This is a genomic window from Cohnella sp. OV330, assembly GCF_900112065.1.
Lineage (GTDB): Bacteria > Bacillota > Bacilli > Paenibacillales > Paenibacillaceae > Cohnella.
Genome location: NZ_FOKE01000012.1, coordinates 129,867 through 144,271, shown reverse-complemented (window position 1 = coordinate 144,271; position 14,405 = coordinate 129,867). Strand labels below are relative to the sequence as shown.

The 14,405-nt window shown below is 62.9% G+C and carries 10 protein-coding genes; 9 read left to right on the top strand and 1 reads right to left on the bottom strand.

What is annotated here, in order from left to right:
• Window positions 1–4 precede the first annotated feature (4 nt).
• Window positions 5–1,078 carry a protein-glutamate methylesterase/protein-glutamine glutaminase gene (locus BM235_RS25135; protein WP_090117003.1) on the top strand — a complete coding sequence of 358 codons (1,074 nt, stop codon included), beginning with the start codon at window positions 5–7 and terminating at the stop codon, window positions 1,076–1,078.
• 126 nt (window positions 1,079–1,204) lie between these two features.
• Here the strand turns inward: BM235_RS25135 and BM235_RS25130 are convergent, their stop codons facing one another.
• On the bottom strand, window positions 1,205–3,133 hold the full coding sequence (locus BM235_RS25130; RefSeq protein WP_090117002.1) for a beta-N-acetylhexosaminidase: 1,929 nt from the start codon (window positions 3,131–3,133) through the stop codon (window positions 1,205–1,207).
• Between the two features lie 286 nt (window positions 3,134–3,419).
• Here BM235_RS25130 and BM235_RS25125 point away from each other — a divergent pair, with 286 nt between their 5' ends.
• The 8 genes from BM235_RS25125 (at window position 3,420) to BM235_RS25090 (ending at window position 14,150) form a co-directional block, all read left to right on the top strand.
• Entirely contained in the window at window positions 3,420–5,432 is a 2,013-nt protein-coding gene (locus BM235_RS25125; protein WP_158544090.1) for a PAS domain-containing sensor histidine kinase, read from the top strand.
• Between the two features lie 27 nt (window positions 5,433–5,459).
• Window positions 5,460–6,167: a response regulator gene (locus BM235_RS25120; protein WP_090117000.1), complete on the top strand. Its 708-nt coding sequence runs from the start codon at window positions 5,460–5,462 to the stop codon at window positions 6,165–6,167.
• A gap of 123 nt (window positions 6,168–6,290) precedes the next feature.
• Window positions 6,291–7,241, top strand: coding sequence for a ring-cleaving dioxygenase (locus tag BM235_RS25115; RefSeq protein ID WP_090116999.1), 951 nt, complete (start codon window positions 6,291–6,293; stop codon window positions 7,239–7,241).
• A 56-nt stretch (window positions 7,242–7,297) separates the two neighbouring features.
• On the top strand, window positions 7,298–7,909 hold the full coding sequence (locus BM235_RS25110) for a flavin reductase family protein (RefSeq protein WP_090116998.1): 612 nt from the start codon (window positions 7,298–7,300) through the stop codon (window positions 7,907–7,909).
• 101 nt (window positions 7,910–8,010) lie between these two features.
• The gene (locus BM235_RS25105; RefSeq protein WP_090116997.1) at window positions 8,011–9,024 is read left to right on the top strand and encodes a DUF4917 family protein; all 1,014 of its coding nucleotides are present in this window, start codon (window positions 8,011–8,013) and stop codon (window positions 9,022–9,024) included.
• Between the two features lie 290 nt (window positions 9,025–9,314).
• Complete coding sequence (gene serC, locus BM235_RS25100) at window positions 9,315–10,415, top strand: 3-phosphoserine/phosphohydroxythreonine transaminase (RefSeq protein ID WP_090116996.1); 1,101 nt, start codon at window positions 9,315–9,317, stop codon at window positions 10,413–10,415.
• A gap of 18 nt (window positions 10,416–10,433) precedes the next feature.
• Entirely contained in the window at window positions 10,434–11,807 is a 1,374-nt protein-coding gene (gene serS, locus BM235_RS25095) for a serine--tRNA ligase (RefSeq protein WP_090116995.1), read from the top strand.
• A 612-nt stretch (window positions 11,808–12,419) separates the two neighbouring features.
• The gene (locus BM235_RS25090) at window positions 12,420–14,150 is read left to right on the top strand and encodes a proline--tRNA ligase (RefSeq protein WP_090116994.1); all 1,731 of its coding nucleotides are present in this window, start codon (window positions 12,420–12,422) and stop codon (window positions 14,148–14,150) included.
• Window positions 14,151–14,405 lie beyond the last annotated feature (255 nt).

The following is a 14,405-nucleotide window of genomic DNA, read 5'->3' as shown; positions in this document are numbered from 1 at the left end:
CGCGATGGCTGCGATTCGGGTGCTGGTGGTCGACGACTCGATCTTCATGCGCAAGCTGATCAAGCGCCTGCTCGAGGAGGATCCGGCGCTGACCGTGCCGGGGGTGGCGACGAACGGCGCCGAAGCGGTGACCATGGCCCAGGAGCTCAAGCCGGACGTCATCACGATGGACGTCGAGATGCCCGGCATGAACGGCCTGGACGCGGTATCCGCCATCATGAGGTCGCGTCCGGTGCCGATCGTCATGCTGAGCTCGCAGACGCAGGAGGGCGCGGTCGCGACTATAGACGCGCTGCGGCGGGGCGCCGTGGACTTCGTCGGCAAGCCCTCGGGCTCTACCTCCTTCGACTTGTACAAGGTGAGGACGGAGCTGGTCGCGAAGGTCAAAGCGGCGTCCAAAACGCAAAAGGCGGCGCTGAAGCCGCCGCCCGAGGCGAACCCCGCCGCCAAGCGCGCCGTCCCCGGCGCGGGACGCGAGGATTCGCCGGGCTTCAGGACGTTCGGCCAGGTCGTCGCGATCGGCACGTCCACCGGGGGGCCGCGCGCGCTGGATGCCGTCCTGTCGGCGCTCCCGCCGGGATTCCCTTACCCGGTACTGGTCGTGCAGCATATGCCTCCGCGTTTCACCAGGTCGCTCGCCGAACGGCTGGACACGATCTGCGAGGTGCGCGTATCCGAAGCGGAGGACGGAGAGGCCTTGCGGGGCGGCCGCGTCTATATCGCGCCCGGCGATCGGCATCTGACCGTCGCGGAGAAAAACGGCGAGTATCTCGTGAAGCTCACGGAGGACCCGCTGCGGAGCGGCCACCGTCCTTCCGTGGACGCGCTGTTCGAATCGGTGGCCCGCCTGTCCAAGCTGAAGCGCCATTACGTCATCATGACGGGCATGGGACAGGACGGCGCGAAGGGCATGCTGCTGGCCAAGGAGCTCGGCGCCGCTTCGACGATCGCGGAGTCGCAGGAGACTTGCGTCGTCTACGGCATGCCGCGGTCCGCGATCGAGCTTGGCTGCGTGGAGCACGTCGTGCCGCTCGGGCGCATCGCCGACAAGCTCGTTCAACTCACGGGAAAAGGCTGATGGGCGGCAAGCCAGAGCTTTAGGCGGATTATGTCCAACGGGGCGGTTCGCGATAAGGGCAGTGCGCGTCATGCGAAAATGACGCCGCACCGCCCTTTTTGCGTATTTATGCACTTCGCGCCGGCTTCAGAACGGATTCAGCACATGATAGAATACGTTCGGCGTCGCCATTCGGTAGTAGAAGCTGCTCCAGCCTACGCCGCCGTTGTTGAACCGGTTCGCGCCGCTGTAAACGAGCCGCTCCTGCTCCAGCTCCTCGATTCGCGGGAGACGGCCGTCCGCATAAGCGATCAACCGCCTTGCGGCCGTGTCGAGCCGGTTGGTCACGCCGCCGTAGCGGATGTCGAGCACCTCCCAGCCGAACGGCTTGAACATGCCGTGCCACTGGTCGCGGTGCGCGGCGCGGAGCGCTTGCACGGCGTCCGCGATCGCCGGCAGCTCCTTCTCCGCGATCTGACGCAGCCGCCGGCGGTCGCCCGCGTCGTATGCCTGCTTCAGCGCGATGCCGATTTCGCTTTTCAGCTTCAATACGGCGCACAGGCGCTGAGGCACCTCGAATAAATAATCCAGCTCCGCCGCGGCATCGCGACCCTCGGCGATCGCCTTCTCCAGCTCCGCGTAGTGCGCGGACATCGGCAGCCCTTCGATCTGCCGGTCGAACAGGCCGAGCAGCACGTCCTGATAAAGCAAAAATTTCGACGGATTGCTTTGCTTCCGGTTGTCCGGCTCCGAGCCGGGCGTCTCGTCGAGATAGCGCAGCCGCAGAAAGGCATCCGCGTCGATGCCGGTGACGAATTTGACGCGCTCGGCGACGCGTTGCCACTCGGGGCTGCCGTCCGCATACGCATGCTCCGCGTAGTACTGGAGGCCGAGCAGCGCGAGGAACGGATTGCTCTCGTTGCCGTCGTCTCCCCACATCGTCGCGTAGATCTCGCCGACGTCCTCTTGCTTGCATACCGTGAGCGCGCTGTCGGTCGCCCGGAGCGACAGGCCGTAGTTGACGCCGAACGTATTGAAGATCCAGACCGCGCCGGCGAACGCCAGATTGCAGCCGAGCGGGCGATGCCTGTCGATGAGCTGCCGGTAATCGTCCTGTTCAAGGTGATTGTAGTCCCAATACACCATGTCGACGTCCTTGGGAACGAGCCGCGCCATCTCCTCGGGGATGCGGGTGTTTTTGTCGTAATAATCCTCGCCGCCGGCCGACGCCAGTTTGAGGAACATATCGCTCCACATCATCGTCTTGAGCCCTCTGCGGCGGGTGGCGGCGAGAACGCGCGCCAAGTGATCCGTCATGATGTGAAGCCGGTCCTTGTAGCCGTGCCGGTCCAAATACTTGCCCCGTCCGACCTCCTCGGCTTCGTCCATGCCGATATGAAGCTTGCGGCTGCGAAACGGCGCGGTAGCCGCGTCGATCATGCGCTCGACGAGGGCATCCACCCGTTCATCGTCTACGAGCAGCGCGCCCTTGGTGTCTTTATAAGCTTTGACCGGCTCCCACTTCAGGAACTCTTCCAAATGCGCGAGCGTCTGGATGCTGGGGAACGCCTCGATGCCGAACTGGTCGGCATAGTCGTCGATCTCCTTCAGCTCCGCCGCGGAGTAGCGGCCCCGCATATAGCCGAAGTACGGTTCGCCCGCGAGCTCGTAAGTATCCTCCATGTACAGCATGACCGTGTTCAGGCCCATGAGCGCCATCTTCCCGAGCATGGCGCGCCAGCCGTCCGCCGCGAGCACGGCGTTGCGCGACAGATCGAACATCGGTCCGACCGTCCGCAGCCGCTGGCGCTCTTCGATTCGAAACGCCTTGCCGGCGCGCCCATGCTGCGCGAGCAAGCCGAGTCCCCGAAAAAACTGGTGCTTGCGTCCGTATCGGATATACCCGCGCGAACCGTCGGGCCCTTCCTCGACCGCCACGGTCAACTCGTCTTCCTCCGGGGATCGCTCCGCCCGGACGGGCATGCCGTCCTCCGTTTCCGCGATGCCTAGCCCGGGAGCCAGCTCTCGAATGCCGGCCGCCAGCGCCGCCGGGTCCCCTTCCCAACGAATGTTCATCGATTCATCCCGCCCGTCTGTCAGAGGTTCAATTCTTCCGTCCATTATAGCCGCGCGCGTCCGCGGTCCGGGAGGGACATCCTTCGGGAAAGAGGGGGAGAAATCGTCGTTTTGCGAATTTAAGCAAATGTTCAGTGGTTCGGACTAAAATAATGATCCGAGGATATCGAAATATAAGGAATAGTGTCGAAATTTGCGACAGCGCCTTTTGGCTTGTATTACCAATGAGAAATTTACCATCTTGTTTTAGAATGTAGAAATATGGCGCGCGAGGAAGGGAATGCACTTGAAAAAATCGCCTATCATCTCTCAGCGAGCGTTGACTGCCACCCGGAACCAGTCCTACAAGAAATCGTCTACGGCTTCGCTTGACCTGGAACGAATCAAAATGCGCCGCATCATGGACTCGGTAGGCGTGGCGATGTGTTCGTACGAGGCAGAGACGGGGCGTTGCGATTATTTATCCGATTCCGTGCTGTCGATTACGGGATACGAGAAGGAACAGCTGCAAGATATGCGCGCATGGAGCCGGATCGTGCATCCGGACGATTACGGCGATTTTCTGGCGCAGGACATGACGGTGCCGGACGTCAGGGAGACCGAATTGGAGTGCCGCATCATCCGCGCGGACGGCGAACTGCGGTGGCTGCGCGTCCGCGTCGCTTTTCCGGCCGACGCATCCGGACGCATCTTCATCAACGCGATCATTCGCGACGCAACCGCGGAAAAGCTGGCCGTCCAACAAGCGGCGGCGGACGCGCCGCGGGTCGACGCTGAGATGGAGGCGGCGTTCGCCCTCGAAGGAATGGACCTTCGTTTGGTCGAGCAGAGCCCGGACGCGATCGTTTTTCACCAGGATTACCGGGTCGAATACGCCAACCCGGCGGCGAAGGCGCTGTTCGGCGCGGATAAGAAACTGACGGAAGCCAGAATCTTCGGGATGATCCACCCGAACGACTTGGACCGGGCGCTGTCGCGCTTGTCCAAGGTGTATCGCGACGCCAGCACGAGCGCCCCCGTCGAGCAGCGAATCGTGCGGATGGACGGCTCGTTCGTCGACGTGGAGGTCATCACGGGCCCCGTGCCTTATAAGGGAGGCGTCGCGGCAATCTCCGTCTTGCGCGACATTACCGAACGGAAGCAGGCGGAGCGTCACCGGCTGGAGACCGAGAGCCTGGTCCGGGAGACCGGAGAGTTGTACGTTCGCTTGCAAAATAGCCTGGACGTTTTCTCGAGCGCGCTGTTCGGCATGGTCAAGGTGTCCGAGATGGAGGATCGCCTTATCCAGGTCGTGCAAGAGGTGCTCCGGACCGACAAAGTCAGTCTGCTGGAGGTTCGGCCCGACCGCCGCAGCGTTTTGCGCGGGGGAGCGCGAATTCCGCGCTGGCTGACGATGGCGCCCCGGGAGTGGAGCGCCGACCTACCGCTATGCCGCGTCGTCGATAGGACGGAGGGCTATCTCATCCGGATCGGGGATATCCGCAGATCGGCCTACGTCCTGTGCGTGGGAGAACGCCCCGAGCCGCTTCGGCTCGAGCAGGTCCGCATTTGGCTCGAGACGATCTGCCGTTATGTCAGCGTGCTGTACGACAACTTCCTCGTGATCGAGGATCTGACCCGGGAGGTGGAGTCGGCATCGACGCAGGCCGCCGTGCCGTCCAGGCTGCTCCGGCTGCTGTTCAAGCTGAACGAGCACGAGCGCAAGCGGTTCGCCCAGGATCTGCACGACTCGGTGCTGCAGGAGCAGATCGTCTGGTACCGCAAGGCGGAGCAGATGATCGCCGATCCGACGCTGGATCCGGATACGCGGGGCAAGCTGCAGGCGATCGCGGAAGGAATGCTCGACGTTATGTACCAGATCCGGATGACGTGCATCGACCTGCGTCCGCCCATGCTGAAGGAAGCCGGGCTGGCGTCTTCGCTGGCGTCGCTATTCGAGCTGACCCAGCTGCGCGCCGATTATGCGATCGACTACCAGTTGGGCGATATCGGGCATACCTTGTGCGAGGACCAGATGCTCGGCATATACCGCGTCGTGCAGGAACTCCTGGCGAACGCGTCCAAGCATTCGCGGGCGACCCGGGTGAAGGTCTCGCTCGCGGCGTCCGCAGGCTTGATTCAATTGCACTACGAAGATAACGGCGTTGGCATGGACATCGAGAAAGCGGAGAGCGCATTCGCGAGCATGGGCGTATACGGCATGAAGGAGCGCGTGCATAGCATGAGCGGCCAGATCGTGTTCCGCTCGGCCCCGAACGACGGGCTCTCCATCAGCATCCGCATACCGGCTGCCGGCTAGACCGGGCTGCGACAGGAGGGAATTGAGATGATAGAAGTATTGACGGTAGACGACCATCCCTCGGTCATGGAAGGCACGAAGCTGCTGCTCGAGCAGGAGGGCGACATCCGGGTGCGCTTCGCGAATACGGCCGCGGCGGCGATCGAGCTGACGGAGCGGCTGCGGTTCGACGTGATCCTCGTCGATCTGCAGATGCCCGATATGAACGGGCTCGAGCTGTCGAAGCGCATGCTCGGCATACGGCCGGACGCGACGATTCTCATTTATACGGGCTTTGATTTCAAAAATCACTTTAACCTGATGGTGGAGTCGGGACTCTCCGGTTTTCTGCCCAAGACGGTGAACAGGGAGCAGCTCGTGACGGCGGTCCGGTGCGCGGCGCGCGGAGAGGCCGTCCTGCCGCTCGAGCTGCTCAAGCAGCTAAGACGTCCGAGCGAGCCGCGTCCCGATCCGCGCGTCGATCAAGCTTGCACGGCCGTGTCCGAGCGAGATCGGCAGATTCTCACGGAGATCGCCCGGGGCAAGAGCAACAAAGAAATCGCCCAAGCGCTGTTGATCAGCCAGCGGTCGCTCGAATACGCGCTGACGGATCTTTTTCACAAGCTGAAGGTCAAATCGAGGGTCGAGGCCGTCATCAAGGCAGGCCAGCTTGGCATCGTGGACGAGACGGAACACGGGGCGGAGCGCCGCGCCGACCTCTCGTTCGTCGGGCATCCCAGCCTGGATGCGATTTAAATATCGGCACGCGCCGAAATCCCCGCTTGCATTAGCGGGGATCTTGCTGTATATTTATCTTAAATTAAAGATAAATAACTTAAAGATAAAACGGATCGCCGACAGGCGAAGGAGACGATATCGATGACCCAGAAGACGGCCGGCATTCACCACATTACGGCATTCGTACGCAACGCGCAGCAAAACGTGGATTTTTACGCAGGCGTACTCGGGCTGAGGCTCGTGAAGAAGACGGTCAACTTCGACGGACCGGAGGTGTATCACCTCTACTTCGGCAATGAAAGCGGAAGCCCTGGTACGGCGATTACGTTTTTCCCGTTCGAGCACGGTCGCAAGGGACTGATCGGCGGCGGTCAGGTGGGCTGGTCGACGTTCGCGGTGCCGGTCGGCGCGCTCCCCTTCTGGGAGGGACGCCTGGCGAAGCTCGGGGTCGCCTACGAGCGGACGAACCGGTTCGGAGAGACCTTCCTGCGGTTCCGCGACCGCGACGAGCTGCAGCTTGAGCTGGTCGAGCGCGAGCAGGGCGAGCCGAGCAAGTGGTCGTTCGGCGGCGTGCCGGCGGACAAGGCGATCAAGGGCCTCGGCGGCGCCGTCCTCTTCAGCTTTGCGCCGGACAAGACGATGGAGACGCTGCAGGAACTGCTCGGGCTCGAGAGAGTAGGCTCGGAAGGCGGCCTCGTCCGGTTCCGCGCGTACGGCGAACTGGGCAATATCGTCGAGGTGCGGGAGGATGCCGCCCCGGGCGGTCATGGCGGCTCCGGCACGGTGCACCATATCGCATGGCGCGCGAAGAACGACGAGGATCACCGCGTTTGGCGCGAGCGGACGCTCGTGCACGGCTTCCAGCCGACGCCGTTTACCGACCGGCAGTACTTCAATGCCATCTACTTCCGCGAGACCGGGGGCATTCTATTCGAGATCGCGACGGACCCGCCCGGCTTCGCCCGCGACGAGCCGACCGAGGCGCTCGGCGAGCGGCTGATGCTGCCCGAATGGTTCGAACCGAGACGCGCCGAGCTCGAACGGGCGCTGCCTCCGATCGAGGTTCGCGTGCTGGACGCCGACCGGGCTTAATGAATGGATGCCGCGCAGGCCGCGCATGACGGCCCCGGCGAAGGGAGAGAGCAAGCATGATCGACATCGATCCGTCCGACCAGACCGAACGGGACAACTATAAGCTCATGATCGGGAGCATCGTGCCGCGTCCGATCGCGCTAATGACGACGCTGTCGCCGGAAGGGGTCGTGAACGCGGCGCCGTTCAGTTACTTCAATATCGTGACCGCCAATCCGCCGATGGTGTCGATCTCGGTCCAGCGCAAGGGCGGGGTTCAAAAGGACAGCGCGCGCAACGCCGTGGCGACAGGCAGCTTCGTCGTCCACGTCACCGACGAGTCGAACGTGGGCGCGGCGAACCTCGCGGCGGCGAATCTGCCGCCGGAGGAGAGCGAGCTCGGCTTTGCGGGCTTCACGGCCGTGCCGAGCAGCGCCGTGCCCGTGCCGGGTCTCGCCGAGGCGAAGATCCGGATGGAATGCGTGCTCGAACACGCCTATCCGCTGGGCGGAACTGCAGACGCGCCGGCGTGCGACCTGCTGATCGGACGCGTCGTCCGCTTCCACGTCGCCGAAGAGCTGCTTAGCGGCGGCAGAATCGACGCGCAGCTGCTGCAGCCGGTGAGCCGGCTCGCCGGCAACTTTTACGCGAAGCTGGGCGAAGCGTTTTCGCTCGATCGGCCGGAGTGAGAGGGCTTTAAAAAGCATGGCGCCTCCCTGTCTGGTATACTCGAATCTAAGCCCGGCGCCGCCGGGGAACGAGATTCGGAGGATGCCGGGGGAGGCGCCATATGTCTTTTCGCTACGAAATGTACGCTTATCGGGATATCAAGGAAGCGCATACAGATGCGTTGCTGGCGGGCAACGGGCTGTCGATCTCCTATTCGCCGAGGTTCAGCTACGGCTCGCTCTATCAAGCCGCGGCGCCGTTCATGGAAGAGACGGTGTCCGCGATCTTCCAGGCGCTTGGCACGACCAACTTCGAGCTGGCGCTGCGCGAGATCAACCAGGCGATCAGCCTGAATGGGCTCGTCGGCAATGCCAGCGGCATTCTGCCGGATCTCTACGCGGACATCCGTCATGCGCTCGTCCGGGTCGTGCAGCAGGTGCATCCCGAGAAGACCGATATCGACACCCCGGCCGACGCGCAGCCCTCGGAAGGCCGCAGACACGGCAGGCTTGCCGAGCTTGGCGTGCAGCTTGCCTGCTTCGATGCGATTTTCACCACCTCGTACGACCTGATTCCCTATTGGGCCATCATGACCTCGCCATCGTCCTTCAAGGATTACTTCTTCGACTGCATCTTCTCGCCCTTGGTGCCGGAGAAGTACGCGGAGCGCATTCCGCTTCATTTCCTGCACGGCGCGCTGCATCTGTACACCGAGGACAAGCTCACGCGCAAGATCGTGGCCGAGAGCCGCCAACTGACGCTGCCGCGCACGCTGGACCAACTGTACCGGAGCGGAGACGCGGTTCCGCTGTTCGTGTCCGAGGGACTGAGCCGGCATAAGATGTCGCGCATTTTGGAAAACGAGTACCTCTCGTTCTGTTACGACAGCCTGAAGCGCTTGTCGGGCGGGCTTACGGTGTTCGGCTTGTCGTTCGACGGGGACGAGCATATCGTCCAGGCCGTACGGGAGTCGGCGCTAAGCCGCATCGCGATCGGTATCTACGCGCCGGGGCTCAGCCCCGAAGCGATCATGCTCGAGCAGGCGAGGTACGCAAGCAAGTTCGGAAGCGACCGCGAGCTGGTGTTTTTCGATTCGGCTTCATTCGGCAAGGCAGGCGATGGATCAGCCTGTTGACAATCCCGCAGGGCCTCCGTTAGAATGATCAAACAATCGCAGATCGGAATCATGCCCGTGAAGAGCATCCAACTCGGAGGCGTTCCCGTCAAGATCGGCCCGGTATCGCGAGATACCGCCGTATCCTAAGTTTACCGGCCCCGCCCGTTACCGCGGAACCAAGAGGATGAGCCGCGCCCCGCGCGCCGGTTCATCAAGTTGGGTGGCACCGCGAGCTGACGCTCCTCGTCCCAATTCGGACGAGGGGCGTCTTTGCGTTTTCTAAACCACTTGGGAAAGAGGCGAAGGGCATGAATCGGACGTACAACTTCAATCCGGGGCCGGCGGCGCTGCCGCTCGAGGTGCTGGAGCAGGGACGGGACAGCTTTGTTGAATATGCGGGGCAGGGCATGTCGCTCATGGAAATGTCGCACCGCAGCAAGCCGGTGGAGCGCATGATCGCGGAGACGGAGGAGCTGCTGCTTGAGCTGATCGGTCTGCAAGGAGCGGGCTACCGCGTGCTGTTCATGTCGGGCGGGGCGAGCGCGCAGTTCGCGCTGTTGGCGATGAATTTCCTGGCGGCGGCCAAGACCGGACGTTACGTGCTGTCGGGAAGCTTTTCGGAAAAGGCGTACGAGGAGGCGCTGACGGTCGGAGCTGCGGAGGCGATCGCGAGCGGCAAGACGACTGGGTGGGCGAGGCTGCCTGGGATCGACGAAGGGCTCGCGCGCTTTTCGGTTGCCGACACCGCCTACGTCCATCTGACGACCAACAATACGATCGAGGGCTCGCAATTTAAGGAGATCCCGGATACGGGCGGCATCCCGTTAATCGGCGACATGACGAGCGACATCCTGAGCCGGCAAATCGAATGGCGCAGGTTCGCGATGTTCTATGCGGGCGCGCAGAAGAACCTGGGACCGGCGGGCGTCACGGCCGTCGTGATCCGCGAGGACCTGCTGGCGGCGTCGGCGGAGGCGAAGATTCCCGCGATTTTCCGCTATGCCACCTACGCGAGCAACAACTCGCTGTACAATACGCCGCCGGTGCACGGCATTTACATGATGAAGTTGATGCTGGAGTGGACGGCCCGGCAGGGCGGCGTCGCGGCGATGGAGGCGCGAAGCGCGGAGAAGGCGGCGCTGCTGTATGATGCGATCGACGCAAGCGGCGGCTTCTACGCCGGCATCGTGGAGCGTCCGTACCGGTCGGCGATGAATGCGACGTGGCGGCTGCCGGATGAGACGCTGGAGAAGGCGTTCGTACAGGAGGCGCAGGATGCGGGCTTCGCGGGCCTCGCCGGTCATCGGAGCGTCGGCGGCATCCGCGCTTCGATCTACAACGGCGTGCCGGTCGAGGCATGCAGCGCGCTGGCCGGATTCATGAACGATTTTCGCAAGCGGCGCGGGTGAGGAAGGAGGCTGGCAAATATGCTGGACATAGCGTATATCCGCGATCGCGCGGAGCTGCTGCAACTGACGGCGGACCGCAAAGGAATCGCGGTATCGATTCGCGAGCTGCTGGAACTGGACGCGCAGCGGAGGACGCTGCTGCAGGAAGTCGAGCGGCTGCGGGCCGAGCGGAACAGACGCACGGAGGAGATTGCGACGCTCGTCAAGGCGGCGAAGGCGCCGAACGAGGGAAATGGCGGGTATGAAAGAGCACAAGTGGCGAAGCTCGCAGCCGGGGCGTCGTTAACGGAGCCGCCTGGCACGGCATATGAGGCACGGATCGACGAGGCAAAAGGAAAAGTGCGGGAGGCAAACGCGAAGCTCGCGGTGCTGGAAGTGCAGCTGGCGGAAGTCTCGGCCGTGTGGCGGTCGCTGCTCGAGCTCGTGCCGAATCCGGTATCGGCGGACACGCCGGACGGGAAGTCGGACGCCGACAATGTCGAGCTGCGCCGGGTCGGGGAGGTGCCCGCGTTTGCCTTCGAGCCGCTGGACCATGTCCAGCTTGGCGAGCGGCTCGGCCTGCTCGACGTGGCGCGCGGGGTGAAGCTTGCAGGCACGCGCAGCTACGTGCTGAAGGGCATCGGAAGCCGCTTGCACCGCGCGGTGCAGCAGCTGGCGATGGACGTGCTGGAGCGTCGCGGCTTCACGCCGCTCGAGCTGCCGGCGATGATGCGCGGCGAGGCGTTCGAGCACACCGGATTTTTTCCGACGGGAAAGGATCAGACCTTCGCGATGGCCGAAGGCGACAAGTACCTGATCGGCACGTCGGAGGTCGGCCTGGTGTCGTATTACGCGGGCGAGACCCTGACGTTGGGGGAGCCGATCCGTCTTGCGGCCGCGACGCCATGCTTCCGAAGCGAGGTGGGCTCGGCCGGGCGCGACGTGCATGGGCTGTACCGGGTGCATCAGTTCGCGAAGGTCGAGCAGGTAGTAGTATGCCGCGGCGAGGCGGCGGTATCGGACGCGATGCTGGAGGAGATCACGGCGAACGCCGAGGAAATCTTGCGGCTGCTCGAGCTGCCGTACCGCGTCGTGGCGGTCTGCATCGGCGACATGTCGCAGAAGACGCACAAGCAGTACGACATCGAGACCTGGATGCCGAGCCGCGGCGCTTACGGGGAGACGCACTCGTCGTCGAACGTGCTGGATTTTCAGGCGCGCCGGGCGGGGATCCGCTACCGCGACGCGGACGGAACGTTGCGCTACGCCCATACGCTTAACAATACGGCGGTCGCGACGCCGCGCATCCTGATCCCGCTGCTCGAGAACCATCAACGGGAGGACGGCTCGGTCTACGTGCCGGCCGCGCTGCGCCCCTACTTGGGCGGGGCGGAAGAAATTCGGGCGGAGTGAGTCGGAGATGCGCCAGGCGATGATGCTAAACATCCGACCACACGACGCAGCGTTTGACCATTGCGTGCTTGTCGGCCGCATCGGACACAGGATCCGCTATTTTCGCATACGGTAGGCAGAAACGAAGTATCCGGACACAGGATCCGCTATTTATGCCTCCGGTGCTCATTTGCAGACTGTGAGCGCCGAATAACGGATTCTCTGTCCGCTAACTGGCGGATTTCCAGCCTATTTGCGTAAATAACGTCTGCTGTGTCCGTGTCACGTACCGGAGTCGGTTGTTGTTGCGAAGCTTGACATCCGGCCGCACATCGCGTAAATTATTTGACAATTCACATTTTTATCGTCACATCGGCCAAGACACAAGGAAACGACCGCCCACGATCGGCTGCGCAGAGAGGAAGCCCAAGGCTGTGAGGCTTCTCCGACCGAGTGGACGATTCCCGCCTTGCGAGCCGCAGCGAGGAAGTCGAGTATTCGCTGCCGGGGCCCTGCCCCGTTATCCGCGAAGGATCGATCGGCCTGCCGATTCGGTCGAATTAGGGTGGTACCGCGAACGCTTTCGTCCCTGACGGAGGCGTTCTTTTTTTATTTTTCGGGAGGTGTCAGCGTATGTATCAGTCCAGTTTGTTCGCCCCGACGATGCGGGAGGTTCCTTCGGACGCCGAAGCGGCCAGCCATCGCTTGATGCTGCGCGCCGGATTCATTCGTCCGGTGGCGTCGGGCGTCTATACCTTTCTTCCGCTCGGCTGGCGCGTGCTCCGCAAGATCTCGGCCATCGTGCGAGAGGAGTTGGATCGCGCCGGTGCCCAGGAGATGCTGATGTCCGCCTTGCAGCCTGCCGAGCTCTGGCGAACGTCAGGCCGGTACGGGGCGTACAGCCCCGAGCTGATTCGGTTCAAGGATCGCGGCGATCGGGATTTCGTATTGGGACCGACGCATGAGGAGGTCGTCACGGCGCTGATCGCGGACGAGGTGAATTCGTACCGGCAGCTCCCGATGACGCTATACCAGATTCAGACGAAATTCAGGGACGAGCGGCGTCCCCGGTTCGGACTGCTGCGGGGCAGGGAGTTTCTGATGATGGACGCCTATTCGTTCGGAGAGAATCAAGAAAGCCTGGACGCCGCATACCGCGCCATGTACGAAGCGTACGAGCGGATTTTCTCGCGCTGCGGATTGGAGGTGCGAGGCGTCGAGGCCGATTCGGGCACGATCGGCGGGGAAGGCGGTTCGCACGAGTTCATGGCGCTGGCAGACGTCGGCGAGGATACGATCGCTTTTTGCGCGCATTGCGGGTATTCGGCGAATCTGGAGAAAGCTGAGATCGGAAAGAGGGATGGCGAGCCGCGAACGGATTTGGCGAACGAAGGTGCGGGGAATTCGGCTGAGCTCGTCCATACGCCCGGCGCGCGAACGATCGAGCAGTTGACGAGGGCGATGGGCGTCACGGCCGACGAGACGATCAAGACGCTCTTCTTGGTCGCCGACGGGCAAGCGACGGCGGTCGCGATTCGCGGGGATCACGAGGCGAACGAGATCAAGATCAAGCGAGTGCTGGGCGCCGAAACGTTGGAGATGGCGGATGCCGATACGATCGCGGCGCTCGCCGCGGCTCCCGCAGGCTTTATCGGCCCGGTCGGACTAGACTTGCCGTTGTGGGTCGACTTCGCGGTGGCGGATATGGCAACGGGCATAACGGGCGCGAACAAAGGAGAATTCCACTTGCGCGGCGTCGTGCCCGGCCGCGATTTTTCGCTGGCGCGGGTAGGCGACCTACGCAATGCGGAGGCGGGCGATCCTTGTCCGCGATGCGCGGAAGGCCATCTCGACATGCGCAAAGGGATCGAGATCGGCCACGTATTCAAGCTGGGAACGAAGTACAGCCTTCCGTTTCATGCCGACTTTGCGGATGCGAAGGGGGCCTCGTCGCAGATCATTATGGGCTGCTACGGCATCGGCATCTCCCGCATGATGTCGGCCGTCGCGGAGCAGCATCACGACGAGGGGGGCTTTCGTTGGCCGACAGCGATCGCGCCTTTTCAGGCGCATATCGTGCCCGTATCCTGGAAGGATGCGACGCAAAGCGCGCTCGCGGAAGAATTGTACCGGACGCTGCAGGCATGCGGCGTCGAAACGCTGCTCGACGATCGCGATGAGCGTCTGGGCGTCAAACTTAAAGATGCCGACCTGTTCGGAATCCCGCTTCGCATCGTGGTCGGCAAGCGCGCGGGAGAGGGAGTCGTCGAGTATTCGGAACGCTCGCGCTCGGAAGCCGAAGCGGTCTCCGCGGCTGAGGCTGTCGAGCGATGCAGGCAGCGAACCGCGATGACGTTCCGATAGGCTAGGGGAAGCTGTCGCTCGCGTGAATTCAGCCTAGTCTGACTCAGGATCCGCTATTTCTACGAATCCGACCGCGAGCCGGCTTTAAAGGACAGAGGATCCGTTATTTCATAATTAAGCGCTGATTATGGGCCCTGAAGGGCCGAATAGCGGATCTTCTGTCCGCAGCGGGGAGCATTCCGGGCGATTTGCGCAAAATAGCGGATTCTGAGTCCGCTCAGACACGGAGTCCGACCAGCAGTTCGGTTCTTGTTC